Source organism: Kribbella sp. NPDC049227 (assembly GCF_043197265.1).
Taxonomy (GTDB): Bacteria; Actinomycetota; Actinomycetes; order Propionibacteriales; family Kribbellaceae; genus Kribbella.
Genome location: NZ_JBICST010000005.1, coordinates 647589 through 673036, shown reverse-complemented (window position 1 = coordinate 673036; position 25448 = coordinate 647589). Strand labels below are relative to the sequence as shown.

Below are 25448 nucleotides of genomic sequence, written 5' to 3'. Positions count from 1 at the left end.
TCGGTCCCGATGCTGCTGCGCCGCGGCACAACCGCAAAACAATTCGGCCAAGCCCGAACAGAGGAAGCGATCACTCCACCGGAACTGGTGGTGTCAGGGCTGCCTCGAGGTCGACGGCTATCGCGTCCAGGTCCTGTGGCATCGTTTCGGCGGTGCTGGATTCGCGGAGGGCTTCCATGCGGACCCGCGCGGAGCGTACGGCGTCTCGAAGGGTGGCTGCTCGGGCTTGCGCGGATTCGTCGGGTGCGGACGCCTCGAGTACGGTCAGGCGGTCCTCGGCCGCAGTCACGCGGCTCGCGGCGACGGCCCAGCCGCCGGCGACTGCTTCGACCGACCCCGTCTGGCGTAGCTCGGGGATCAGCGATCGGGCGAACCACGCCACCTCGTCCTCAGCGGACGCAAGATCGTCCCGCCAGGCCTGGCGATGCCGGCTTCGCACCAGCAGAGCTATCGCCACGGCGAGCGCAACCAAGAACGCGATCAGGACCCACCACAGCCACGTCGGCGTACCGGACGTCTCGGACGACGTGGGCGCTATGGCCGGCGAGGTCGACGGCGAGGTCGGAGACGCGGGCTGAGACTGGGTCTGGGTCTGCGTGGTGGTTTCGGTGCGTGTCTGTGTCTGGGTGGGGTTCGGCTGGGAGTTGGTGCGAGTGGGGGCCCTGGTCTCGGTGCGTGTCACTGTCTGGGTCGGGTTCGGCTGGGTGTCCTCGGGACTTGGAGCGGTGGTTTCCGCACGGCTTGGTGACCGTGTCGGGCTGGGAACCGCCGCCGTCACTTCCGGCCGATCGCCTGGTGAGCGCGACGGCGCGACGGTCGGGGTGCCGACGGAGTCGGCGCCACCGCACGCGCCGAGAAGGAGGGCCGCCACGGCCAGAACGACCAGTCGCATCACGCGCACCGACGACATCGTGCTCCCCCTCTGTCTCGCAGGGTCACCATCGTCGCGTCGTACGGCGTCCGCGGCATCACCCCGCAGGGGCGAGACCTGTCCCTCCGCGAGAAGCTCGGGCGCGTTCGGTGGAAGATGTAGCCCAGCAGTCACCGGCTCACCCGCATGCCACCGAAGGGACACCATGAACGCCCTGCAGAAGTTCTCACTCGAGGGCAAGGTCGCTCTCGTCACCGGCGGCAGCCGGGGCCTTGGACGCGCGATGGCCGAAGCACTCGGCGATGCCGGTGCCTCGGTAGCGGTCACGGCGCGAACACTCGCCGCGGCCCAAGCCGCCGCCGACGAGCTGAGCGCCCTCGGCATTCGCGCGTACGGCGTACAGCTCGAGGTGTCCGATGTCGACGACGTCGAACGCGCGGTCGAGCAGGTGAGCACCGAGTTCGGCGAGATCGACGTACTGCTCAACAACGCCGGCATCGGCGTCGCCGGGCGGGCCTTCGAGACGCCCGACTCCGCCTGGCACGAGGTGTTCTCCGTCAACGTCGACGGCATCTGGTACTGCAGTCGTGCGGTCGGGCGCCGGATGGCGGAGCGAGGCGGAGGCACGATCGTCAACGTCGGTTCCATGTCGGCCGAGATCGTCAACCAGCCCCGCTGGCAGGCGTCCTACCTCTCGTCCAAGGCCGCCGTCCATCAGTTGACCAAGGCGTTGGCGGCCGAGTGGGCGCCGCACGGGATCCGCGTGAACGCGATGGCGCCGGGGTACTTCCTCACCGAGATGTCGCCGGTCGACCAGCCGGAGTTCAAGGAGTGGTGCGTCGATCCCGCTGCCATGAAGCGCTACGGGCTGCCGCCGGAGTTGGGGCCGGTGGCAATCTTCCTGGCCAGCGACGCGTCCAGCTTCATGACCGGCTCGATCGTGAAGGTCGACGGCGGCTTCACCCTGTTCTGATCCACTACGTTCCCCTGAAGGGTCGCTCATGGTAACCATTGGCATCGTCGGCGCCGGACTGCGCGGGAGGCTGTTCGCCGAGGCTCTGCAGTCTCAGCCGGACGTCACCGTCGTCGGCCTCGCGGAGCCCTCGGCCAAGGTGGCTGAGGACGCGCGGGACGCGACGGGCCTGCCCGTCACCGCGTCGCACTCCGAGTTGCTCGAGAAGTTCGATCCGGACGCCGTGATCGTGGCAACCCCTGACTTCGCCCACCGTCAGATCGCCGTTGACGTGGCTGAAGCCGGTAAGCATCTGCTGATCGAGAAGCCTGTCGCCACCACCTCGGACGATGCCCAGGCCATTGCCGCGGCGGTCCACCGCGCGGGCGTTCGATGCCTCGTCGGCTTCGAGAACCGTTGGAACCCGCACGTGGTGCAGGCCAAAGAAGCGATGGGGTCCGTCGGCGAACCGATCACGGCATCAGCCACCCTGAGCAACTCCTTCTTCGTTCCGACCACCATGCTGTCGTGGGCGGCGCAGTCCTCGCCGGCCTGGTTTCTCATGCCGCACACTGTCGACCTGGTCCTGTGGCTCACTGGCGGCAATCCCGTGTCGGTGAGTGCGGTGGGGTCGCGTGGTGTCCTCGCCAAGCGCGGCATCGACACCTGGGACGTCGTCCATGCCCTCCTCACCTTCGACGACGGATCGACCGCGACGCTCTCGTCGGCGTGGACGCTCCCGGATGCCGGTGACGGCATCGTCGACTTCCGGTTCCAGGTGATCGGCACCGAGGGGTCGGTGACCGCGGACCTGTCGCATCAGGGACTCACCGTGGTGAGCGACAAGTACCGGTCGGCGTGGCCGGTCTCCGGCCGGATCGGCCGATCACAGGTCGGCCCCGCCGTGTGGATGGTGCAGGACTTCGCGGCGGGGCTCGTCGACGGCGGTGACCTCGGGCCGGGCATCGACCACGGCGTCCTGGTCACGGAGATCATCTGCGCGATCGAGCGGTCGATCACCACCGGACAGAGCGTGAGCCTCAGCCACTGACCTTTCAAACGTGAAGGGTGTCCGTGGCGTTGGTGAACGTTGTCCCGCGCCCCGGGGAATTCGATTGCCGGAGTGTTCCCGTACTCGGCAGCAGGTCCATAGCCTCGAACGGCAATCGCCTGATGAGGAAGGAATCTGCATGTCTGCAGGAGACCTATCGCGCCGACGCGTCCTGGCAACCGGCCTGGGTGCCGGCATCGCGGCAGCCGTCGGTGGTGTGGAGCTACCCGCCGTGGCGGCCGAGACCATGCGACCGGCGGCGTCGAGGTTCAAGCCGGTGAGCATGGTGCTGCACACGCACTCGTGCTTCAGCGAGGGCGGCAGTTACGCCGCGGGTGGCGGCGGCGCCAGCATGCTTTCGCAGTTGGAGCAGGCGACGAAGAACAACATCGACGTGGTCTGGTGGACCGATCACGACTGGCGGATGGAGGCGTTCGGCTACTACGACGGCATCGCCTTCGACGGTACGGACGAGGACGGCGACCTGGCGTGGTCCGTCCAGAACGAGGGCACCGTCGGCGGTACGGCGCACGCGTTCGTCGACGAGCCGCACAGCCCGGACGAGGACGGTAAGGCGCTGCGCATCACCGCGACCGGGCCGTCGGCGAACTGGGGCGTGTCGTACCTGTGGGGCGACCCCGGCAACAGCTTCTTCTCGACGAACATCTCCGACACGACGCTCACCATCGACGTCCTCGGTGAGCAGATCGGGCCCGACGCCGAACTCGTCGTACAGGTGGAAACGTCGTACCGGCCCGAGATCCACGGACGGCCGGCGGGTGTGTACGTCCTGGAGTACCGCGTCGGTACGACGAGCGCCCGGGTGCTCGAGAAGCCGCTGACCGGCGTGGTGTCGGTGCCGGTGAAGGACGGCTGGCAGACCCTCACGATGCGGCTGCTCGACGACATCAAGGCGTTCTGGCCGGACCTCATCGCCGAGGACTCCGGACTGGCCCGGCTGCGGTACGGCGTTCGCGCGCGCAACAACGCGACCGCCCAGGCTGTCTTCGACCACCTCCGGATCATCCGCACCCGTGACCCGTTGCGGTGGCCGGTCAAGACCCAGCAGAAGCTGATGAAGGCGTACGCCAAGCAGTACCCGGACGTGAAGCAGTTGCTGGCGGCCGAGGTGTCGATGGTCCGGCATCTGAACGTCTTCGTGGAGGACTTCGAGCTGTACCCGTACCCGGACCAGGGCAAGGCACCCAAGCTCGACGGCTCCGTGGAGGGTACCGAGAAGGTCGTGCGCTGGTACCAGGAGCGCGGCGCGATCGTCCAGTACAACCACCCGGACATCAAGCCCGCCGAGTTCGTGCAGACCCGGGCGCTCGGAACCGATCTGACCGAGGTGGCCAACGCCGACGGCAACTTCGACGTGATCCACGATCGGATCAACCAGTACGACGCGGCGGCCCGCAACGCGATCTTCCTGACCGCGACCAGTCAGGTCGACGACCACGCCGGACGGAACTGGGGCGGCAAGCCCCACCTGTACACCACCTCTGTCTGGTCACCGTCGAAGGAGGCGAAGGACCTGATCGCGGCGCTCCGGTCCGGGCAGGCCTGGTGGTTCCATCAGCGGCTCTGGCCGACAGGGCAGCTCGACCTCGCCATCCGCGGCCGCCGTGCGATGGGCCGGGTCGTCCAGACCACGGCGGCCGCCGTCCCCGTCGAACTCATCGCGCAGAATCTGCCCGCAGGCTCGACAGTGCAGGTCGTCGTCGGCCTCTGCGACCGATCCGGCGCAAGTACGCCGTCCATCGAGAAGCACGCCGTACCCGCCGACGCCTTCACCCAGGACACCACCACATTCACCCTCGAACGCGGCATCGGCAGCTACCTCCGCCTGGAGGTGTACACCTCCGACAACACCCTCATCGGCTTCAGCAACCCCGTGTGGCTCCTCTCCCCCCACGACAAGATCGCCGTACCCCACGCCCGCCGACTCACCTAGGGCGCGGATCGCAGATAAGAGAGCACGGCCAGTACGCGCCGGTTGTCGTCACGGGACTCGGGCAGCCCGAGCTTCTGCATGATCTGCCGGATGTGCGCTTCGACCGTCTTGGGGCCGATGGCCAGCTGCGATGCGACGGCGTCGTTCGAACGACCCTCGGCCATCAAGCCGAGCACGTCTCGTTCGCGGGCGGTCAACGCATCCAGCGGCTGTCGGCGCTGCGGCCGGCGCATCAACCGGGTCACGATGGTCGGGTCGATCACGCACTCGCCCTCGATCAGACGGTTCAGCGCGTCCACGAGTACGGCGACGTCGGACACGCGTTCCTTGAGCAGATAGCCGACGTGATCCGGCGCGTCGGTGAGCAACCGCATGGCGTACTCCGACTCGAGGTAGTGGGAGAGCACGAGGACGCCGAGGCCGGGATGCTGTTCCCGGAGCCGGCGAGCGGCGGCGATGCCCTCGTCGGTGTGGGTCGGCGGCATCTTGATGTCGACGATCACCACGTCCGGGGCGGTCAACTGGACCTCTCGCATCAACACTTCGGCGTTCTCGGCCGTCCCGACGACGTCACACCCGGCATCGGACAGCAGGCGGGCCAGTCCTTCCCGCAAGAGCATCGAGTCATCAGCGACAACGACCTTCACCCGAGCCCCCTCCCATCCGGACCATCCCCGACCGGAATTCGCGCCAGAACCAGTGTGCCTCCGCCGGGACCGTCGCCGACGGCGAAGTGGCCGTTGAGAGCCTCGACGCGGTCCGCCAGTCCGCGCAGGCCAGAACCCCGTGGGTCGGCACCGCCCACCCCATCATCGATCACGGTGGTGACGACGCCGACCGGGCAGGGCTCGACAGTCACCTGGACGCGAGTGGCGTTCGCGTGCTTGGCGATATTGGTCAGGGCTTCCGAACACACGAAGAACAGGGCCGCCTCGACGGCCGGCGGGAGACGACCGACCGAAACGGCCAGCTCGACCTGCAGCGGGGCTCGAGCAGCCAGCACCGGGAGTGCGGCGGAGAGACCGCCGGATCCGAGCGGCGAGGGCCGCACTCCCTGGGCGAACTCGCGAAGCTCCATCTGTGCGCCACGAACCTCGGCCACAACGTCCGCCAGACCATCTGCGGACGACCCTCGCTGGACGTCGGCGACCAGCCGCGCCACCTGCCCCAGGCGGCGTTCGGCGCCCAGTGCCAACTCTGCCTCGAGGGCACGCCGTTGCGCATCGGCAGCCTCCACGATCCGCCGACGGGACGCGGCGAGTGCGCTGACCCGGGCCTGCACCTCGGCACGCATCCTCGCATTCGCGACGGCCAGGTTGAGGGCTGCGCTGACCCCGGCCACGAGCTTGTGATCGTCCAGAACCGCGTTGTCGTCAACGAGTACGGCGATCGGCTCGCCGCCGTCGGTGACCGTCGTCGTCGATCGACCGTCCTCGGCATCGGGCAAGGCCAGTGGGACGCCCCGCTCGTCGACGTACTGCGCCTGGTCCGGCACCCAGTAGCCCACCACGAGCGTCGGATCGCCCAGCGCTTGCTGCAACTCCCCACGCAACCCGCCGGTGCCCGGACCGCCGCCGCCGAGCTGGGTCACCAGGTCCGACAGGGTCGCATCGGTCCAGCGGCCTGATCGCAGGTCGGCTGTGAGGACCAGCGCCAGTACCGCGATCGTGGTGTCGTAGACGAAGAGGACCAACCGGTCGGCCTCCCAGCCGAGCAACAAGTTGGCACAGCTGAAGGCCAGGACGGCGGCGAAGGTCAGCGCTGCGATCAGCGCCGGCCAGCCTGCTTTGCGTGCGCGACCAGAGGTTCGCGCGAACACGTCCACGGCCGCCGCGGCGACGAGAACGGCCAGACCGAGCGTCAGCCAGGGGGTACGGACCACCGCTTCGAGCAGCGACACGGCGTACGCGATCATGACGGTGATCCAGGCGATCGGGCGGCGAAGGCGGCCGGTCGGATACGAGATATGCAGGTGGACCAGCGGCCCGCGATGCAGGAAGAGGAACGGGGCGACGAAGGTCCCGAGGAACCAGCATCCGGCGGCCGCGATCATGATCAGACCGACCCGCCCGCCGGTCCTCGACCTCCGCGCGATCAGTCCGCAGCCCAGAAGAATCACTCCGACGGTTGAGTCGGCGAGAACCGCGACCGTACCGCCTCCCACTCCGCTCACCCCGCCAGCGCATCGAGGGCTGGGCCCGAGAGATCGTTCTTGGCAATGAACCCGCGGGCCTTGCTCTTGCCGAGCCGCTCCCGGTACGACGAGATGTCGCGGCTCGAGGTCAGAACCACAGCTGGCGGTGGCTGCCCGTCCTGCATGATCTGCTCGCACACCAAGAATCCGTCGATGTCCGGAAGCGCCACGTCGAGCAGGACGAGATCCGGGGCGAGGGCACGGGCCGCCGCGACCGCGGAGGTGCCGTCGTCGGCCTCGCCGATCACGACGTAGCCCTCCGCCTCCAGCAGAGCCCTGGCGAATGATCGGAAGCCGGCATGATCATCGACGATCAGCAGTCTGCGACTCATGGCTTCAGGCTCCGCGCAACGACCGATCCGCACATCGGGAGAGATCCCGATGTGTGGATCGGAGCCTCACTACCGGTCGGTGACACGGACCCAGGCATGAGTTGTCCACACGGCGACGCTGTCACACTTGGCGCCGTTCAGTTGGGTCAGCGTCAGGCGGGTGCCGTCGAAGGACCAGGTCGCAGTCATCCGCTCCCCGTTCGTCGTGCGCTCGATGAGCTGGATCTGGTCGCGGAAGATCCGGAACGTGCCCGCCCACCCGATCTCACGGGAGGTGCCGCGACGCTCGTACTGAGTCGCGACTCCGTTCTTCAGCACCAACTCGAGGGTGGGTTCGTCACCCGGCGACCTGGGCGGTGTCGTGCCGGTACAGGCCGCCCTCACCACACCGTCCACCAGCTTCTGCTGGTAGGTACCGTCGAGGACGGTCTGAGGTCCCGGCGCACTGCCGGTCCCAGAACACGTCGCCAGGTCCGGGCCGACGGCAACCGTCGTCTTCAGGTCCTCGATCTTGGCGAGCCAGGCGCTGGTCTTGTCGTTCGTGCCGAGCTGGTCGTAGACCCGCTGCAGGGTGCTGCGGAGATCCCTGAGACTGTCAGCCGAAGCAACCGTGAACGTCATCCCGGCCTGGCACAGGGCAGAAGTGGCCTTCCCGTCCTCGGCTCGCAACTCATCGAACGTGGGCGACAGCACATCGTTCACCGCATCACGCAGCGCCTTCCGCTGCCTGTCGTCGAGCGTCTTGTCGGTGTCCTTGGCCATCAACAGCACCAAAGGCCTCGGCCACAGATTCACGTTGGCCGTCACGTAGCGGGCCGTCTCCGCGTAGTGGTTGCCAACGATCGAGTCCAGCTGCTGTTCGTAGCCGTCGACTCCGCTGAGCTTGGCTCCGCTCGGAACCGCCCTGGACTTTGCTCCCCAGGCCTGGAGAGTCGTCGCGGTCAGCGCGGAGTCCTGGATGGCCACGGTGGTTCCGGCGAACGCTTCGGGACTCACCAGCGGCTTGCGTATGCCGAGCACTCGACGCAGCGGACCTGGGAGCACGCCGATGCCGACGACATCGATCGCGTCGACACCTTGCAGCATCTGCGCCGGTATGCCGGCCTCGAACACCTTCGCCTCGAGGTCGTAGCTGTCGACCAGCATCGGCGCCAGCAGGGCCTGGAAGCTGGTGACACCGACCTTGTCCAGCACCCGGGCGCCGACCCATGCCATGTCGACCTTGTGTTCCTGTACGTCCCTGACCGTTCCGGACTCGAAGTCGGCTTCACCGTCGCGCCACTGGTTCGTGAACTCGATCCGCAGTGACCCGTCCGAACGCCGGGCAACATTGTCGGCCCACGCCTGCAGCTGCACCGGAACTTCCCCGTTGGGCTGCGCGAACGTGAGCACGCGAGTCTCTCCGTCCGCGTTGCCGCCGGCGCGATCCCGGGCCGGCGCCTCGCACGCGGTTCCGGCGAGGATCAGTCCTGCGACGGCGACCGTCGCCCATCCCCGAAGTTTCGTGGTCTGCATCGAGCACCTCCCCCAATCGATGCCGCTCACGCTAGGCACCGCGTGTGCCCTCCACATCAGGGCTGGCCCTAGGTCCCGCGCCGCCAGTACGAGGGGAAGCCCTGTCCCGTTGCCGCATTCAACGGCAGACAATTACTCGATGTGTTGGAACAATCAGCGTATGCCAGTTCGGCTTGTGCTGGTCGGTGTGGGAGTGGCGATCGGCCTGTTCACCGTGTCGATCGCGCACGAGGATCCCGGCTTGTCCTTCGTGCTGACCTCCACCCTTGGCACGACAACCCTGCTCGTCACCGGCTGGAGCCTGATGGTTGCCGGCCTCGCCCTGTCGCTCAAGCGGCCGCGGAACCGGGCAGCCCTCGGCCTCTACCTCGCCGGGTGTGCCTGGTTCCTGTCCGAGTGGGACAACCCGGGGGGCTCGTCAAGTTGGATCTTCTCGGCCGGCCTCGTCCTGTACGCCGCATGCCCGGCCGTGGTGACTCATGTGGCGCTGGCATACCCGTACGGTCACCTCCGCACCTGGACGAACCGGACTGTCGTCGCACTGGGCTACGTAGTCACGATCGGCATCCAGGGACTGGCGAGCGCGATGGTCTTCGATCCCGGATCGCAGGGGTGCTCGGACTGTGCTTCGAACCTCTGGGTCGTCGCCGATCGGCCGGATACTCGGACAGCGGTCGACCTGCTCGGCGTACGAGCAGGAACTGCGTGGGCCGTCATCGCCTTCCTGACGGTCATGTGGCGCGTGGTCAAAGCCAGTGCGGCCGGACGACGAGCGATCGTGCTGGTGTCGACCTGCGCGCTCGGCTACCTCGCCCTGGTCGCCGGCATGTATGCCACCAGCCTCGGGCGCGGCTTCATCGGAACGAGTGACACCGAACACGATCTCTGGCTCGCGCAGGGGGTGACGCTTGTCCTGTTGTCCATCGCCGTCCTGGTCGACCTGGCCAGGGCACGCCTGATCCAGCGCGCGCTGACTCGTCTGGTGGTCGACCTGGGGCACGCAGCGCCTGCCGGTCGATTGCGGGACGCCTTGGCCGAACGCCTCGGCGACCCAGACCTCCTCATCGCCTACCCGATCGACGACGGCAGTCGCCACGTCGACGCGATGGCACGCGAGGTCGAACTGCCGCCGGCCCCGGATCGACGATCAACGACACTGAGGTACGCCGGGGCGGATCTCGCCGTACTCGTGCACCAGCCCGGTCTTCTCGATCATCCCGGTGCGGTCAGCGATCTGGCGTCCGCCGTCCATCTGGGACTCGAGAACGAACGGCTGCAGGCCGAGGCCCTCGCACAGCTGGCCGAGGTTCGCTCGTCCGGCGCACGGGTCGTTGCCGCCGGCGACGAAGAACGCCGGCGCCTCGAGCGAGACCTTCACGACGGCGCCCAGCAACGTCTGATCGGACTGTCGCTGGCGCTGCGGCTCGCCCGGACCCGTCTCCCGTCCGGGGCGACCGAACTCGACGCGGCGGACACTGAACTCCGGGAGACGATCGCGGATCTCCGGACTCTCGCGCACGGTCTGTCTCCCGTCATGCTCAAGGAAGACGGCCTGCCCGCCGCCCTTCGCGCGCTGAGCGAGACCGTCGACATCCGCGTCGATGCCCTTCCGGCGCGGCGACTGCCCGACGTACTCGAGACAACTGCCTACCTGCTTGCCGCAGAACTCGCCCGGCAGGCCCCCGCGTCGGTAACAGGCACGGTCACCGACGGCTGGTTCACCTTCGACCTCCAGGTCCACGGCGACCACTTGGACCTGGGCGAACTCCCGGACCGCATCAACACCCTCGACGGCCGCCTGGAGCTTTCCCCAGGTCCCGACGGCACGACCCGTGTCGTGCTGCGCCTTCCGGTGTCCAGTTCCTGACGGCAGGCTGGCGCTCGGGTGCCTGGTCGGGACAGGGTTGAGGGCAGTCGAGGAACGGGAAGTGCGCATGACGGACAGCAAGGACCGCGAGGCGACCGGGTTTCAGGAGCAGGCGGGGTACGACGCATCGATTGATCTGCGGACCGATTTCGTCATGGTCTACGGGCTCAACGACAGTACGTCGCAGCGCATTGCGCGGTGGCGTGAGGCCGGGTATCGCGTGCATCTGATGACAGGCATCTCCTGGGGCAACTATCAGGACTATCTGGACGGGCGGTGGGACGGCTCCGACCACTGGGCCGACGCGCAGGCCGCGGGCGACGGGTCGCCGATCCTGCACGGTCACAGCACCGACATCCCGTACATGGTCCCGACGTTCGGCTTCACCGAGTACCTGGTGCAGAAACTCCGCCCGATCATCGAGCTCGGTGTCGAAGGCATCCATCTCGAGGAGCCGGAGTTCTGGGCCCGCGCCGGCTATTCGGAATCCTTCAAGCGGGAGTGGCAGGCGTACTTCGGTGAGCCGTGGCAGGCCCCGCACAGCACCGCCGAAGCGCACTTCCGCGCCGGGCAACTGAAGCAGCACCTGCTCTCGCGCAGCCTCGACCGGGTCACCTCCGTACTGCGCGACGAAGCCCTCCAGCAGGGTCGCCAGGTGCGCTTCTACGTCCCGACGCACAGCCTCCTGAACTACACCCAGTGGCAGATCATCAGCCCCGAATCACGGCTGCGGACGCTGCCCTCGATCGACGGCGCGATCGCCCAGGTGTGGACCGGGACCTCCCGCACCCCCAACGTGTACGCCGGGAAGGTCGCCGAGCGCACCTTCGAGACGGCGTACCTGGAGTACGGCATCGCCCAGGACCTCACCCGCGGCACCGACCGGCGGATGTGGTTCCTGCACGACCCGATCGAGGACCACCCGGACCGCACCTGGGAGGACTACCTGGCCAACTACCAGCGCACCCTCGTCGCGTCGCTGCTGCATCCGGGCGTCTCGCGGTACGAGGTGGCGCCGTGGCCCAACCGGATCTTCAACCGCCCCTACCTGCGCGAGGGATCCACCGAGCGGCAGCCGATTCCGCCGGACACTGCCACCAGCTACCTGATCGCCATGAACAGCCTGCGCGACCTGGACCAGCCCGAGGTGCGCTGGGCAGCCGACGGACCGCGGATCGGGATCGCGCTCTCGGACACCGCCATGTTCCAGCGCTGGGCGCCCGGCGGTGAGAGCGGACACTACGACGGCCTGCAGGATGCCCTGTCACTCGAGGGCCGCGAGCAACTGCACTTCTCCGACTTCTACGGCCTGACGCTGCCACCGCTGTACGACGGCCAGCGGGTCAGCCCGGTCCAGTTGGAGAACGTGATCGACACTCCTGATGCACTGGACGACGTCGACGTACTCGTCCTGAGCTACGAATTCCAGAAGCCGCTTGCCCCCGGCATCCATTATGCGCTGGCCGGATGGGTCAACCGGGGCGGCAGCCTGCTGTACGTCGGCGACGGCGCCGATCCGTACCACGAGATCCGCTCCTGGTGGACCGGCCGCTACGACACCTGCGCCGACCACCTGGCCGAGGCGCTCGGCGCGGACCGCAACCGCGATGGCGTGCAGCCGATCGGTCAGGGCCGGGCCCGGTTCCTTCCGACCCGGCCGGCCGACTTCACCGAGTCACCGGAACGGGCCGCCGAGCTGGTCGCGGCGATCCGAGAGCTGGCCGAAGCGGGCGGCCACCCCTGGAAGTCCACCAACTGGCTGTCCGTGCAGCGCGGTCCGTACCTCATCGGCGCCGTACTCGAGGAGGCCGGCGGCTCGCACGTTGTCGAGGGCAAGTACCTCGATCTGCTCGACCCACAACTAGGCATCGTCCGCCGACGAGAGCTGGGCCCAGGCCAGCTCACCTGGCTCCGCGACCTCACCCACGACGATGAACCCCTGCTCGCCTCCGCCGGCCGAGTCGTCAACTGGCAACAAGACCGAACCACCATCCACTTCACCTGCGAGGCCCCAAGCGGCGTCCAGGTAACCACCGCTCTACGCGTCCCCGCCGAGCCCACGACCGTCCGAGCCGACGGCACCGACCTGCAGTACGACGCCGAGGATGGCGTCCTGTGGCTCCGTCATCCCGGCATCCCCAGCGGCACCCACATCGAAATCACGTTCTGAGGAGTTGTTCGTATGGCTGCGTTGCGTGTCTTGTTCGTTGGTGGGACCGGGATCATCAGCTCAGCGTGTTCGTGGCGCGCGGTTGGGGCGGGGCTTGACCTCTCGGTCGTCAATCGTGGGAAGACCTCGGTGCGGCCGATGCCGACGGAGGTTCGGCAGATCACGGCTGATGTGAATGATCCAGCGGCGTTCGCGGAGGTTGCCGGTCAGGACTTCGATGTGGTGGTGGACTGGGTGGCGTTCACGCCGGATCAGGTGAAGGCTCGCACCGATGCGCTGCGCGGACATGTCGGCCAGTACGTGTTCATCAGCTCTGCCTCGGCGTACCAGACGCCTCCGGCCCGGCTGCCGATCACCGAGTCGACGCCGTTGCGGAACCCGTTCTGGCAGTACTCGCGCAACAAGATCGCCTGCGAGGACCTCCTGACGACGCTGTACCGCGACGAGGGCTTCCCGGTCACGATCGTGCGGCCTTCACACACGTACGACCGCACCCTGGTCCCGTTCGACGGCGGCTGGACGATCGTCGAGCGCATGCGCCGCGGCCAACCCGTCGTGGTGCACGGTGACGGCACCTCACTGTGGACGCTGACGCACCACCGCGACTTCGCCCGCGGCTTCGTCCCGCTGCTCGGCCACCCCCGCACCCTCGGCGAGGCCTTCCAGATCACCTCCGACGACGTCCTGACCTGGGACCAGATCGCGCACGCGCTCGCCGCCGCAGCCGGGACGACAGCACAGATCGTCCACGTCCCCTCCGACGCCATCGCCGCCGTACACCCGGCGTGGGGCGACGGTCTCCTCGGCGACAAGGCCCACGCGGCGGTCTTCGACATGACCAAACTCCGCCGCGTGGTCCCGGACTTCGTCGCCACCATCCCCTTCGAAGCAGGCGCCCGCGAGATCGTCGCCTGGCACGACGAGGACCCGACCCGGCACCGCATCGACCACGCCATCGACGAAGCAATGGACACCCTCATCGCCCGCTACACGCCCTAGGAGTCAGCCGACGCTCGGGGTGTCGGCCGGGTAGTTGTCGACGGAGAGCTTCTGGCGAACCAGGCTGGAGTGGCCACCGGCCAACTGATGCCGGAGGAACAGGTACGACCTGCCGTTGTCGTACAGGCGGTCGAAGTTGTCGTCGCCGAAGTCTCCGCCGTCGAAGTCGACCACCGACTGGTAGTTGGTGACATTGATGTCGCCGGCAACCAACAGCTTCGAGGCGTTCCAGTTCACCAGGTCGGTCGAGGTGGAGTAGCGAACTCCGTCGGCCGCTCGGTAGAAGGCGATGAAGTACCCCGACGGCTTGTGGTAGACCACGCTCCGGACGGGCTGCTTGAACATCGTCGGCGCGACCACCTTGCACCCGGTGTTGGTGGAGACCTCGTACGGATTACCCATCACCTGAGTGAACTGCGGGTTCGCCGTGTCGCCGTTCCAGCCGCGCCAGCTGGTTCGGTTGGTCGGGTCGTTGCTGCGGAACAGGCACACGCCGAGGGGCTGCTGCGCCGGGTCGTCCCCCGCGCTGGTGTAGACGAACATGTACGTGTAACCGTCGAGCGTGCCGGCGTTGCGACCGCGGATCAGGTTCGACGGAGCGCCGTACCCGACCCAGCCGTTCTCGGGCGTGTTCTCGTTCCCGGGGTACTGGACGCGCGGATAGATCGCGATGTGGTTCGGCGGCGTACCGACCTTGCCGAAGGTCAGGTGTGAGCCGCTGACCTGCGCCTTCCACACCGCGACGGCCGAGTACCAGCAGGCGTTGCCGTGATCGTCGGGGTCGGTGCTGTCGTCGCACCCGCTGGGGATCGGGTCGAGGCGGGTGGCGTAGTAGTCCTCGTGTCCGTAGCCGTAGATCGTCGGCGACTTGAAGTAGAGGCCTTCCAGGAACGTCTTCTGGTCGAAGAGTTCGATCTCGTCCGGAGTCACCGGGTCGCTCTCGTCGTAGCTGACCATCACCGGGGTGCAGTCCAGTACGGCGGTCCGCGGGTTCGCCGTGAAGGCGGCCACCGATCCCGTCCACTGGTACGCCGATCCGATCGGGATCGCGGTGATCAGGTGGATCAGGTGGTTCTGGTCCTCGAAGGCGCGTACCGGGCCGTCGATGTTCAGGCGGTCCGGCGGACACGGGTTCGTCGAGCTGTCGTGAAAGGTCTCGAGTGTGCTGTCGACCGAGAGCACCGGCGTCGCAGCCGCTGCACCGGACGTACCGGCTTCGGCGGTCGGCTGATGAGTCGCGGCCGCGGCGGACAGGAGCAGGCTACCGGCCAGGAGGAGGGCGGGGGCTTTCACAGGACACTCCCATCAAGAAGGTGTTCGTGTCACTACATGGTTGACGTAATCCACATAATGCGCAAGCCTCCCATACTGTGGATTTTCCGCCGACCATGCGCACTCCTGGAAGGACCTCCGCCATGTCCGACCCCTCCGAGCTCTCCCGCCGTACCGTCCTGGCCGTGCTCACCGGCGCGGCCCTGACCCCCGCCCTCGGTGTCCTGCCGGCCGCGGCGAGCGACCCAGGCGCGGCCGGCACAGCGGGCCTGGTCAACGCGCCACTGCGCGACCTGGACAAGCCCGGGCTCCAACTGAGGGAGGTGGCGACCATCACCGGCAGCACGCACCGGATGGTCTTCCACCTCGCGACGTGGGACGGCGGCAGCACCCACGTGTACGACGTGTGGTTCAAACAGGACGGCCGCTGGATCCAGCAGAACGACCCGGCCAAGCGGTTCGACGAGCAGTGGGTGGTCCTGGTCGGCACCGACGGCAACCCGGGCGGCTACTACACCTCGATGACTCCGCACTGGCTGCGACTCGACCGGCTGCGGCGGATCGACGGCAAGACCGTTGAACTGAGCAACGACCTGGCCGGCGAGCACCGGCTCACGCTGCGCTGGAGTGTGGCCGGTCCGGACCCACTGGTGCGCACCACGCTGCTCGCCAGACAAGAGCGCCAGTACGTTCTGGGCTACCAGAGCGGAGACGCCAAGACGTTCGACGACGTCACCGAGGTGCTGTGCGGCACCCGCCAGCACGCGCGGGTGGTCGACGACATCGAGGCGCTGAGCGCCTGGGAGCTGATGGCGCCGATGACCCTGCTCCAGAGCGAGCGCGGTACGAGCGGGCTGTTCGTGGCGGCCGAGTCGCTGGCGTTCGTGCACGAGCGTGAACTGCTGTCAGGCAACCAGCCGTTCGGGATGAGCCTGCGGAACGAGGAACGCGGCATCCAAGCGGTGGCGTACGCGCCGCAGGCCGGGGTCCGCGCCGAACTGAAGCCCGGCCAGTCTGCCCGCTTCACCTTCGGCCTGTACGCACGCCCCGGCAGCGTGAGCCAGGCCTACGAGCACGTCGCCCGCGAGCAGTACGGCTACGACCGCTACCGCCGCAACGTCTACGACACCTCGATGACGCAGACCGTGTTCAACCTGCTCGACCTGATCAAGACCGAGGCACCCGCCCGCGCCGACGGCGGATTCACCCCGTCGCCGAGCGGCTGGTGGGCGCGGGCGAAGAGCTTCGCGGACCCCGAGCACGACCAGGCCATCCGCACGTCGACGGCCGGGGTGCTGTTCGGCGCCGCGCTGCTCACCGACGACGCGGACCTGTACCAGCGGCGGGCCCGGCCGCTGCTGGAGTTCCACGTGTCGCGCGAGAACCACGCCTGGACGCCGGTGAAGGGCAAGATCACCGAGGGTGCGACGTCCTACTACAAGCTCGGCAGTACGCCGGGCGACGCCTCCACCCTGGTGCCGCTCTACCGGCTCGGCCAGGAACAGAGCGGCGCCGTCTTCGCGATGGCGATGACGGCGATCCGCACCCGCCCGAACAAGGGCTCCCGTACGCCGATGAGTACGCCGCTGCAGGCGTACGTACTGACCGGGAACGCGGCCTACCTGGCCGAGGCGCGGTCCGAGGCCCGGCGCTACGTGCAGCGCGAGGTGGACCCGCCGTACGTCAAGAACGTTGCGGGTAACGGCTTCCAGTACAACTACAGCAAGGCCTGGACCGAGCTCTTCCTGGTCGCGGAACTCACCGATGACGACGACCTGCTCGCGGCGGCTCACGTGGAAGCGCGCCGCTTCATCACCCAGACGCAGCTCCGCCCGGTGCCGAACACGACCGTCCAGGTGCCGAACCAACCGGTCATCCAGAACCAGGCCAACCTGTGGAAGGACAGCCCGGGCATCTACGACTACCCACGCACCACGGTGCCGACCGAGACGGTGCCGGCGTGGGTGGTGTCGACGAACGGCGTGACGTTCGAGCAACTCACGACGTACAAGACGTTTCCAGCGCCCGGTGACACCAACCCCGGTGGCGGCTTCTCCCAGATCCCTGCCTGGGCGCCGTTCCTGGCCCGGCTGGCCGAGCGGACCGGCGACGACCTGCTGCGGGACGTGGCGCACAACCTGGTGGTGGGTCGCTACACGAACTACCCCGGGTACTACAGCCGCCAGTACGACGTCGCGCACCTGAAGCCGGACTTCCCCTACCAGGGTCCGTCCGGGATCAGCTCGATCTTCTACAGCCACGTCCCCGCCCACCTCGGGATGAGCATCGACCATCTGGTGACCCGGCACCTGATCCGGTCGGGCGGCCGGATCAGCATGCCGTCTGAGTTCGAGACGAACTACGTCTTCTTCCGGTTCGCGCTCTACGGGCACCGGCCGGGAACGTTCTACGGGGTGCAGAACGCGTGGCTCACCCTGCCCCGGGATCTGGTCGAGCTGAGTACGCCGCAGGTCGACTGGCTCGCAGCTGTTGCCGAGGGCACCCTTTGCCTCAGCCTGACCAACGCCGGTCCGCACACCCAGCCGGTCACACTGAAGCTCGACCGCAAAGTGCTGCCGCACAAGGGCTACACGGCCGAGCTGCATCGCGACGGCGAGGTGCGGACAGTCCAGATCCGGGACGGCCGGGTCACGATCAGTGTCCCCGGGCACGGCATCGCCGCACTGGTCATCCGGGGCGCCGACGTCGAGCTGCCCGCGCACGCCCGCTCGGTGCTGCCGTACCGGGGGCAGAGCGACCACCGACACGACGAAACCAATACGAACGGGGTCCAGCGCGGCATGCTCCTGGTCCGCCCGGACGGCGCGTCGTACGACGCCTATGTCCAGCTGGCCAACGACGCCCCAGCGACGCTGCGCTACCGGATCGGGGACGGGAACACGATCGATCTCCCGGCGCCTTACTACCCGAACGAGTGGACGATCGCAGTGGACGACCTCACTGCCGCGTTCAGCTACCAGGTGCTGGTGAACGGTCAGCCGACGACTCCGGAGCCCGTCGTACTGCGGCTTGCTCCGGCTGTGACAGGCCGCTGCCCCGCCGGAGTCGCAGTCGCCGGGGATGTCTTCAGCTGTCCCGACACGACTCCTGGCGACACCTTCCGTGTCACCTTGCGAGCTCGTGCCGGAGCAGAGGCCCTCAGCGGGGCTACCGCGCAGCTGACGGTCCCGGCCGGCTGGACCACAGTGGTGCAGTCCGGCAGCGACGGCGACGTCGCGGCGAACGCCCTTGCCCTGTGGACCATCGACGTAACGGTCCCCGCTACCGCGACCCCAGGGCCGGTGACTCTGACCGGAAAGGTTCTGTGGTCCGGTGGTGAGGCAGCACTCGAGCCGGCGGACTTCGAGGTGCTGCAGCCCGTGCGGCTCACTCCGATCGTGCTGGAGCCCGCCACCCCGGTGCGAGCAGGCACGCAGGTCGTCGTACGGGCGACCGTACTCAACGTCGGCCCGGTCGAGCAGTCGACCACGGTGTCGTTCATCAAGCCCACCGGCTGGACGGCTTCCGCGAGCCAGACCGTCGTCGAGGTGGCCGCTCGGGAGGAGTCGGAGGTCCGCTTCACCGTCACCGCGCCCGCCAACGCGGCACCTGGGAGCACCAATCGCATGACGCTGCGCCTGCCCGACGGCCGGTCGGTAGCGGCCAACATCCTGATCCCCAGCACCGACATCATCGTCGACAACGCCGACCCGTGGCCGCGGTACGCCGAGACCGGATGGTGGGGCGACAGCTCGCTGAGCGGCTGGAACAAGACGCCGAGCCGCTACAGCATCGAGGAGCACCTGGGCGGTACCGCGACCTGGCGGCCGGTGATCGAGACCGCGGGACGGTATCTGGTCGCGGTCTGGTACCCGACCAACCCGACGACGACCACAGCCGCCGTCTACGTGGTGCACCACGCCGGTGGCGAGGAGCGGGTCATCGTCAACCAGCTGGAGCAGGCCAACAACTGGCGGGAACTCGGCACGTTCGACTTCACCGCCGGCGCCGACGGTTACGTCCAGCTCCAGGTGGAGGCACCAGGCTTCCACCGCGTCGACGCCGCCCTGTTCCGCCCGGTGTAGGTCAACCGGGCGAACAGAGCCCGCCCTTGACGGCGAGTTTCACCAGTTGGTGACGGAGCCGTCCGGGCGGTTGAGGCGCGGGATGGTGGCTGTCTCGGGCGGCACTGCCTGGGACAGGTCAGCGGTGATGCCGAGGCCCGGTGCGTCGGACGCGGTCAAGCGGCCCGGCTCGGCCAGGATCGTGGAGGAGAAGGCACCGAGCGGCGCTGTGGCGCGGTGGGCCTGCTCCTGCACGCTCACATTCGGCAGCGCGGTGTTGAACTGGGTCGACGCCGCCGTACAGAGCGCGCCGATCGAGTTGTGCAGCGCCAACTGCACGTGGTGCGTCTCGCACAGGGCCGCGATCTTGCGTCCTTCGGTGAGGCCGGTGTGGCCGAGGTCGATCCGGGCGTGGTCGATGAGCTCGTCCTCGACCAACTGCCGGAACTCCCACTTCGTGCAGAGCTGCTCCCCCGCCGCGATCGGTACGCCGACCCGGCTCCGGAGCGACTTGTACGCCGACAGATGCTCGCTGCGCAGCGGGTCCTCGACGAAGAACGGCCGCAACGGCTCGAGCTCGCGGCACAGTTGCACCGCCTCGGCCAGGTCGAGCCGCGTGTGTACGTCGATCAGCAACTCGACGTCGTCCCCGAGTCCGGCCCGCAGCTCCCGCATCAGCTCGACCGACCAGCGCACCGCACGACGCGCGTCGTACTCCGGCTCCTGCGGGTCCCACGCCGTCAGCCGCAGATGCTTCCACCCCTGACCCGCCAGATCGGAGGCATGGTTGAGTACGTCGTCCATCGATCCGCCACGCACGTGCGCGTATGCCGGAACGTAGTCCCGCGACCGCCCGCCGAGCAGCTCGTGCACCGGTACGCCGAGCGACTGCCCACGGATGTCCCACAGCGCGATGTCGATCCCGGCCAGCACCGATGCGTGATGGCGGTCCGAGGGGAAGAACACCGACCGGAACCCCAGCTGCCAGATGTGCTCGATCCTGGTCGCGTCGACCCCGACGAGCAGCGGGCGCAGGTCCTCCACCAGACCTGCCGCGGCCCGCTCGCGGCCGCGCATCCCCACCTCGCCGAGGCCGGTCAGACCGTTGTCGGTCTTGACCACTGCCACCAATGCCGGCCAGTCGTCGGCGGCCGGCAGGGCCACCAGGTCGATCTCCTCGATCTTCATACCCTCACCCCATCACAGCACCCCTCCAGGGGCGCGACGGCGGTCCCTTGACACCGGCATCGACCGCGAACAGACAGCCGCTTCCCGGCGCCGGATCGTCCAGGCCCAGCGAGGCGGTGGTGATCACCAGAGTGCTGCCCTGGAAGCAGACGGCGGTCGGTCTCGGCACCGGCAACTCGACCGTCGCCAGGAGCTCACCGGTCGGCGCGTACCGCCGTACCTCGCTCGCGTCCCACACCGCCACCCAGACGCATCCGTCGTCGTCCAGCGCCAGCCCGTCCGGATTGCCGCCGGTCACCTCGACGACCGTACGCCGTTCGCCGAGCTCGGCACCGTGGACGTCGATCGCCTCCAACCGCCGATGCGGCAGCGTGTCCACGAAGTACACGGTCTCACCGCCCGGGGTGAAGTCGATGCCGTTGGCAACCGTCAGCCCGGACAGCGCCGTACTGACCGAGCCGTCGGGGTCGAGCCGGAAGAGGGCAGCATGCGGATCGCGGGGAATCGCCTGCGAGCCGGCCCAGAAGCTGCCGTCCGGGTGGCAGCACCCGTCGTTCATCTGGTCCTGGCCGGACGTCAGCCCGCTGACCAGCGGCGTGACAGTGCCATCCTCGCCGAGATGCGCGAACCCGCCCTGCACCGCGAGCGCCCACCCGCCACCGTCCTCTTCAAGCGGTACGGCGACGCCGACGCGCGAGCCGATCACGTACCCCCGGACCACAGTGAGCGAACCGCCCTCCAGACGTCCCCGATGAACCCGGCCGGCCAGGATGTCCACCCAGACCAGCTCACCGGTGCGCGGATCCAGCCGGGGCGACTCGCCTTGCACGTACGCCGCCGACGAGATCCGGTCAGCTCTTGACCGCACCGGCGATGCCTTCGACGAAGGTGCGCTGCAGGAACAGGAACACCACGACGATCGGCAGCACACCGATACAGGCGGCCGCGGCCAGACCGGTCCAGTCGGTCGTGTCCTGGCCGTAGAAGCCGTACATGCCGACGCCGAGCGTGCGCAGTTCCGGGTTGCCGAGGGTGAAGACCAGCGGGATGAAGAAGGCGTTCCAGGCACCGATGAAGTTCATCAGCGCGACCGTCCCGACCACCGGCTTCGCCAGCGGCAGCATCACCTTCCAGTACGTGCGCAGGTAGCCCGCGCCGTCCATCCGCGCCGCCTCCTCCAGCTCCTTGGGGATGCCACTGAAGAAGCCCATGAACAGCAGCACGGGTACGACGAGGGCAGGCCCGGCCTGCGCCAGCGCCGCCCCGAGCAGGCCGTTGCCCAGTCCGATCCCGTTCACCAGCAGGAACGTCGGGATGATCGTGTAGCCGTGCGGGATGAACATGGTCGCGATCAGGACGCCGACCATCACCTTCTTGCCGGGCAGGCCGGGCCTGGCCAGCGCGTAGCCCGCGGTCGACGCGACCAGCAGCACCAGGATCACCACGGCGATCGAGTAGGTGATCGTGTTCGCGGTGTAGGTGCCGAACTTCGCGGTCGTCCAGGCCCGCTTGAAGTTGTCCAGCGTGACGTCGTCGGGCAGCAGCGACAGCCCACCGAGCAGCATCTCCCGGGGCGTCTTGAACGCGGCCGAGATCATCCACACGAACGGATAGATCCAGACCAGGCACAGCGGCACCAGCAGCACGTGCCAGATGTTGCGCCTGGCAATCACCCGCCAGCGGCCGGTCATGTCGCACTCCCACTCATCCGGCGTTTGAGGAAAGGTGCCTGCAGCAACGTCACGACCAGGGTGAGCACGCCGAAGGTCACTCCCGCCGCCGAGGCGAACCCGTACCGCGGTGCCTGCAACTGCGGATCGAACGCATACCGGTAGATATAGGTCGGTACGACGTCGGTGGCGTAGTCCGGCCCGCCCTCGGTCACCGCCCGGACCAGGTCGAACGTGCTCAGGCTGCGCTGGAACACCAGCAACAGGATCACGATCGCGATCGGCGTCACCACCGGCAGGGTGACGAACCGCAGCGACCGCCAGAAGCCGGCGCCGTCGATCGCCGCCGCCTCCTGCAGGTCCTTCGGCACCGTCTGCAGCGCCGCGAGCCAATAGATCAAGGTGATGCCGAAGCCCTTCCACACGTCGATCGACATCAGCGTCGGCAGCGCGGTCGACGTTGAGCCGAGGAAGTTCACCGGCTGGTCGATCAGGCCGGTGTCCAGCAGCACCTGGTTCACCAGGCCGCCGGCCGGGTCGAGCAGGATCGCGATCACGATCCCGATCACCGCGGTGGTCGCGACCACAGGCAGGAACAGCACCAACCGGTAGAGGTTGCGGAAGCGCAGCCAGGTGTTGTTCAGCAGGATCGCCATCACCAGCGCCAGCGGCAGCTCGACGAAGATCGCGGCCATCGAGAACAGCAGCGAGTGCCAGAACGCCCGCCAGAACGCGGCCGAGCCCAGCACCTCGGAGAAGTTCGAGAGCCCGACCCACGAGGTCGGCGTACCGACACCGTCCCAGTCGAAGAACGCGTACACCCAACTGGCGATCAGCGGCCAGATCGTGAAGCCGCCGAACAGCAGCACCGTCGGCACCAGGAACAGGTAGCTCCACAGGTGCTTGCGGAAGCGGCCCGGCCCGCGGCGCGGGCGCTCGGTGCGCCCGCGCCGGACCGGGGCCTGGTCGAGCTTTCGCTCGACGGTCTCGGTCGTCGTCATCGCGTCAGCCTCCCGGCGTGTAGTCCTTCAAGGGATCCCAGGTCGCGAAGGTCAGATCCTTGGCCGATCCCTGCTGGCCCTTGGCCTTCAGGCTCGCCGTCGTCTGGTCCAGGAAGGTCTGCAGGTTCTGGTCCAGCTTCGCCGCGGCTGGTGCAAACGGCTGGTTCTTGATGATCGAGCTGAACGCCGCGTCGGTGTGCTTCAGGTCCGGCTTGGCCGCCAGCGCGGCGAGCACCGCGGTGCCGCCCGGGGTGGCCAGCTTCGGGCTCGGCACCCGGCGCATCCCGTCGGCGGCGACCTTCAGGATCGCGGCCTGGTCGGGGTTCTTCTCCGCCTCGGACTTCCACGCGCTCTCCAGCGCGGTCAGCGTCCCGAACTTCTCGTAGTACGCCTTGTGGAAGGCCTCCGACGACAGGAAGTCCATCACCTTCCAGGCCTCGGCCTTGTGCCCGGACTTCGACGACATCGACCACAGCGGGCTGAACGACTGCGAGATCGGCTGGTAGGCGCCGCGGCCGGCGTCCGGCACCGGGATCCCGGTGACACCCATCGTGATCTCCGGCGACAGCTTGCGGATCTCGGCCACGTGCCACGGCGCCGACGGGTACATCGCGAGCCGGCCGGCCGCGAACTCCTTGAACGCGCGGCTGCCGTCCCAGCTCTCCCAGCCGGGCATCATCACCTTGTTCGCCTGCATCCGGCGATTCAGCTCGACCGCTTCGACCAGGCCGGGGCTGGAGGTGGCGGGCTTGCCGGTGCGGAAGTCGATCCCGGTCGCGGGCACCGAGTACGGCACCGCGGTGTCGGCCAGCATCTCGACGCCGACCGCCTTCGCGGCGGTGGGGGCAAAACCGAAGTACTTGCCCTTGCCGTCGGCGGTGACCTTGGTGGCCATCTTCTCCAGGTCGGACCAGGTCTTCGGCGGTCCGTCGAAGCCGGACTTCTTCAGCAGATCCTCGTTGTAGATGAAGACCCGCAGGGTCGACCACTGCCCCCAGACCAGCGGCAGGCTCATCAGCTTGCCGTCGCGGTGCAGGCCCGAGGTGGCCGGGTCCATGCTCCCGGCCGGGAAGCGCTTCAGGAAGTCCGGGGTGACGAACTCGTCCAGCGGGGCGACCCAGCCGCGGGCGGCCATCCGGTCCATGCCGTCGTCCTGGGCCCGGAAGACGTCGGGCGCGTTGCCCTGCTGGAACATCAGCTCGACCGCGTTCAGCTGCTGGTCGGACGGGTTCTCCAGCACCTTGACCGCGATCCCGGGATTGGCCTTCTCGAACTCGTCGAACTGCTGGCGGTAGAACTCACTGGCTCCCGGTGGATCGGGGACCAGGGCAACGGTCACGGTGACCTTGCCGGCGGCGTTGCCGGCGTCCGGGCTGCCGCCGACGAGGTTGCACCCCGACAAGGCGAGCGCCACCGCGCCGACGAGCACGGTGAGGGCAGGGCGGATCTTCATGATCGGCTCCGTTGGTCGTGGCGCACAGGCGCCGGAATCTGGTGATCGGTGGGTCCGTGATGACCCAGCTGGGAGTTGATGGCATCGGCTGTCTCCACCAGCAGGCGGGACAGCTCCTGCTCGCGAGTGGGCAGATCGACCACGCTCGACGGACCCGACAACGACAGGGCGGCGACCACTTGACCGGTGCGGTCGCGCAGCGGCGCCGCCAGGCACGCCCTGCTGAGCGACAGTTCCTCGGTCTCGGTGGCGTACCCCTGCCAGACGGCCTCGTCGATCGCGGCGTCCAGTACGTCGTGCTCGGTGATGGTGCGGGGCGTGTAGCGCTCGAGCTCGCCGAGCAGCTCACGTCGTACGGCGGATGGCAGGCTGATCAACAGGCACTTGCCGAGCGCCGTGGCGTGCAACGGGTTGCGCCGCCCGGTCAGGGCGAACGAACGCGGTGCGAGCCGGCCCTCGAAGTTGCACAGGTAGAACGCCTCGTCGCCGCGGCGGACCGCGACGTTGGCGCCGAGCCCGGTGCTCGCCGCGAGGGACTGGGCCGGTTGCCGGGCGGCGTGGTGGACGGGGTGACCGTTCACCGCGACGCCGGCCAGGGTGATCAGGTCGGCACCCAGGCGGTAGAGGCCGTCGGTGTCGCGCTCGACGAAGTCCGCCTGCTCGAGGGTGCTGAGCAGCCGGGACGCGGTCGACTGACGCAGGCCGGCCAGCTTGGCGACCTCGGTGACGCGCAGCGCGCTGGTTCGCGCGAACGCGCGCAGGACGGCCACGGCGCGCTCGACGCTCTGGTTCGTCCCTGCCTCTTGACCCACCCTGCGACTCCTGACCTGGGAAAGATGGACGATCTCATCCACTATGTGGCAGCCTTACGCACATGATGGATCTCGTCAAGCAT

Annotated in this window: 19 protein-coding genes; 7 read left to right on the top strand and 12 right to left on the bottom strand. The window is 68.2% G+C overall.

Features of this window, described 5'->3' with window-relative positions:
- Positions 1–70: 70 nt before the first annotated feature.
- A complete protein-coding gene (locus ACGFH6_RS25480; RefSeq protein WP_393388440.1) occupies positions 71–892 on the bottom strand; it encodes a hypothetical protein in 822 nt (273 codons plus the stop codon).
- 184 nt (positions 893–1076) lie between these two features.
- Here ACGFH6_RS25480 and ACGFH6_RS25475 point away from each other — a divergent pair, with 184 nt between their 5' ends.
- The 3 genes from ACGFH6_RS25475 (at position 1077) to ACGFH6_RS25465 (ending at position 4828) form a co-directional block, all read left to right on the top strand.
- On the top strand, positions 1077–1844 hold the full coding sequence (locus ACGFH6_RS25475; RefSeq protein ID WP_393388437.1) for an SDR family NAD(P)-dependent oxidoreductase: 768 nt from the start codon (positions 1077–1079) through the stop codon (positions 1842–1844).
- Positions 1845–1872: 28 nt separating this feature from the next.
- A complete protein-coding gene (locus tag ACGFH6_RS25470) occupies positions 1873–2874 on the top strand; it encodes a Gfo/Idh/MocA family protein (protein ID WP_393388434.1) in 1002 nt (333 codons plus the stop codon).
- Positions 2875–3013: 139 nt separating this feature from the next.
- Entirely contained in the window at positions 3014–4828 is a 1815-nt protein-coding gene (locus ACGFH6_RS25465) for a hypothetical protein (RefSeq protein WP_393388431.1), read from the top strand.
- On the opposite strand, the gene ACGFH6_RS25460 is transcribed toward ACGFH6_RS25465, so the two are convergent.
- From ACGFH6_RS25460 to ACGFH6_RS25445, 4 genes are all read right to left on the bottom strand, one after another.
- A complete protein-coding gene (locus ACGFH6_RS25460; protein ID WP_393388429.1) occupies positions 4825–5475 on the bottom strand; it encodes a response regulator in 651 nt (216 codons plus the stop codon). The two genes, ACGFH6_RS25465 and ACGFH6_RS25460, sit on opposite strands and share 4 nt — an antisense overlap.
- The gene (locus ACGFH6_RS25455; protein ID WP_393388427.1) at positions 5472–7001 is read right to left on the bottom strand and encodes a sensor histidine kinase; all 1530 of its coding nucleotides are present in this window, start codon (positions 6999–7001) and stop codon (positions 5472–5474) included. The genes ACGFH6_RS25460 and ACGFH6_RS25455 overlap by 4 nt, the downstream gene beginning before the upstream one ends.
- Complete coding sequence (locus ACGFH6_RS25450) at positions 6998–7354, bottom strand: response regulator (RefSeq protein WP_393388424.1); 357 nt, start codon at positions 7352–7354, stop codon at positions 6998–7000. Before ACGFH6_RS25450 ends, ACGFH6_RS25455 begins: the two co-directional genes overlap by 4 nt.
- Positions 7355–7423: 69 nt before the next feature.
- A complete protein-coding gene (locus ACGFH6_RS25445; RefSeq protein ID WP_393388422.1) occupies positions 7424–8869 on the bottom strand; it encodes a TRAP transporter substrate-binding protein in 1446 nt (481 codons plus the stop codon).
- A 160-nt stretch (positions 8870–9029) separates the two neighbouring features.
- Here ACGFH6_RS25445 and ACGFH6_RS25440 point away from each other — a divergent pair, with 160 nt between their 5' ends.
- The 3 genes from ACGFH6_RS25440 (at position 9030) to ACGFH6_RS25430 (ending at position 13905) form a co-directional block, all read left to right on the top strand.
- Complete coding sequence (locus tag ACGFH6_RS25440; RefSeq protein ID WP_393388420.1) at positions 9030–10736, top strand: histidine kinase; 1707 nt, start codon at positions 9030–9032, stop codon at positions 10734–10736.
- 67 nt (positions 10737–10803) lie between these two features.
- The gene (locus ACGFH6_RS25435; RefSeq protein ID WP_393388418.1) at positions 10804–12906 is read left to right on the top strand and encodes a hypothetical protein; all 2103 of its coding nucleotides are present in this window, start codon (positions 10804–10806) and stop codon (positions 12904–12906) included.
- 12 nt (positions 12907–12918) lie between these two features.
- Positions 12919–13905 carry an NAD-dependent epimerase/dehydratase family protein gene (locus ACGFH6_RS25430; protein WP_393388415.1) on the top strand — a complete coding sequence of 329 codons (987 nt, stop codon included), beginning with the start codon at positions 12919–12921 and terminating at the stop codon, positions 13903–13905.
- A 3-nt stretch (positions 13906–13908) separates the two neighbouring features.
- On the opposite strand, the gene ACGFH6_RS25425 is transcribed toward ACGFH6_RS25430, so the two are convergent.
- Positions 13909–15198 carry a hypothetical protein gene (locus ACGFH6_RS25425; RefSeq protein ID WP_393388412.1) on the bottom strand — a complete coding sequence of 430 codons (1290 nt, stop codon included), beginning with the start codon at positions 15196–15198 and terminating at the stop codon, positions 13909–13911.
- A gap of 122 nt (positions 15199–15320) precedes the next feature.
- Between ACGFH6_RS25425 and ACGFH6_RS25420 the strand changes: the two genes are divergently transcribed.
- Entirely contained in the window at positions 15321–19262 is a 3942-nt protein-coding gene (locus ACGFH6_RS25420) for an NEW3 domain-containing protein (protein WP_393388409.1), read from the top strand.
- A gap of 39 nt (positions 19263–19301) precedes the next feature.
- Here the strand turns inward: ACGFH6_RS25420 and ACGFH6_RS25415 are convergent, their stop codons facing one another.
- From ACGFH6_RS25415 to ACGFH6_RS25390, 6 genes are read right to left on the bottom strand one after another with little or no spacing between them, the layout of a single operon-like run.
- Entirely contained in the window at positions 19302–20429 is a 1128-nt protein-coding gene (locus ACGFH6_RS25415) for a mandelate racemase/muconate lactonizing enzyme family protein (protein ID WP_393388406.1), read from the bottom strand.
- Between the two features lie 4 nt (positions 20430–20433).
- Entirely contained in the window at positions 20434–21297 is an 864-nt protein-coding gene (locus ACGFH6_RS25410) for an SMP-30/gluconolactonase/LRE family protein (protein WP_393388403.1), read from the bottom strand.
- Complete coding sequence (locus tag ACGFH6_RS25405; protein ID WP_393388400.1) at positions 21281–22120, bottom strand: carbohydrate ABC transporter permease; 840 nt, start codon at positions 22118–22120, stop codon at positions 21281–21283. Before ACGFH6_RS25405 ends, ACGFH6_RS25410 begins: the two co-directional genes overlap by 17 nt.
- The gene (locus ACGFH6_RS25400) at positions 22117–23100 is read right to left on the bottom strand and encodes a carbohydrate ABC transporter permease (protein WP_393388398.1); all 984 of its coding nucleotides are present in this window, start codon (positions 23098–23100) and stop codon (positions 22117–22119) included. The genes ACGFH6_RS25405 and ACGFH6_RS25400 overlap by 4 nt, the downstream gene beginning before the upstream one ends.
- Before the next feature lie 4 nt (positions 23101–23104).
- Complete coding sequence (locus ACGFH6_RS25395; RefSeq protein ID WP_393388395.1) at positions 23105–24553, bottom strand: ABC transporter substrate-binding protein; 1449 nt, start codon at positions 24551–24553, stop codon at positions 23105–23107.
- The gene (locus ACGFH6_RS25390; protein WP_393388392.1) at positions 24550–25365 is read right to left on the bottom strand and encodes an IclR family transcriptional regulator; all 816 of its coding nucleotides are present in this window, start codon (positions 25363–25365) and stop codon (positions 24550–24552) included. Before ACGFH6_RS25390 ends, ACGFH6_RS25395 begins: the two co-directional genes overlap by 4 nt.
- Positions 25366–25448 lie beyond the last annotated feature (83 nt).

Bases quoted from the DNA above. Each gene is read 5' to 3' on its own strand.
- ACGFH6_RS25450 (WP_393388424.1), bottom strand. From the start codon at position 7,354: ATGAGTCGCAGACTGCTGATCGTCGATGATCATGCCGGCTTCCGATCA.
- ACGFH6_RS25465 (WP_393388431.1), top strand. From the start codon at position 3,014: ATGTCTGCAGGAGACCTATCGCGCCGACGCGTCCTGGCAACCGGCCTG.
- ACGFH6_RS25400 (WP_393388398.1), bottom strand. From the start codon at position 23,100: ATGACGACGACCGAGACCGTCGAGCGAAAGCTCGACCAGGCCCCGGTC.
- ACGFH6_RS25395 (WP_393388395.1), bottom strand. From the start codon at position 24,553: ATGAAGATCCGCCCTGCCCTCACCGTGCTCGTCGGCGCGGTGGCGCTC.
- ACGFH6_RS25480 (WP_393388440.1), bottom strand. From the start codon at position 892: ATGCGACTGGTCGTTCTGGCCGTGGCGGCCCTCCTTCTCGGCGCGTGC.
- ACGFH6_RS25430 (WP_393388415.1), top strand. From the start codon at position 12,919: ATGGCTGCGTTGCGTGTCTTGTTCGTTGGTGGGACCGGGATCATCAGC.
- ACGFH6_RS25415 (WP_393388406.1), bottom strand. From the start codon at position 20,429: ATGAAGATCGAGGAGATCGACCTGGTGGCCCTGCCGGCCGCCGACGAC.
- ACGFH6_RS25470 (WP_393388434.1), top strand. From the start codon at position 1,873: ATGGTAACCATTGGCATCGTCGGCGCCGGACTGCGCGGGAGGCTGTTC.
- ACGFH6_RS25435 (WP_393388418.1), top strand. From the start codon at position 10,804: ATGACGGACAGCAAGGACCGCGAGGCGACCGGGTTTCAGGAGCAGGCG.
- ACGFH6_RS25420 (WP_393388409.1), top strand. From the start codon at position 15,321: ATGTCCGACCCCTCCGAGCTCTCCCGCCGTACCGTCCTGGCCGTGCTC.
- ACGFH6_RS25475 (WP_393388437.1), top strand. From the start codon at position 1,077: ATGAACGCCCTGCAGAAGTTCTCACTCGAGGGCAAGGTCGCTCTCGTC.
- ACGFH6_RS25440 (WP_393388420.1), top strand. From the start codon at position 9,030: ATGCCAGTTCGGCTTGTGCTGGTCGGTGTGGGAGTGGCGATCGGCCTG.
- ACGFH6_RS25405 (WP_393388400.1), bottom strand. From the start codon at position 22,120: ATGACCGGCCGCTGGCGGGTGATTGCCAGGCGCAACATCTGGCACGTG.
- ACGFH6_RS25445 (WP_393388422.1), bottom strand. From the start codon at position 8,869: ATGCAGACCACGAAACTTCGGGGATGGGCGACGGTCGCCGTCGCAGGA.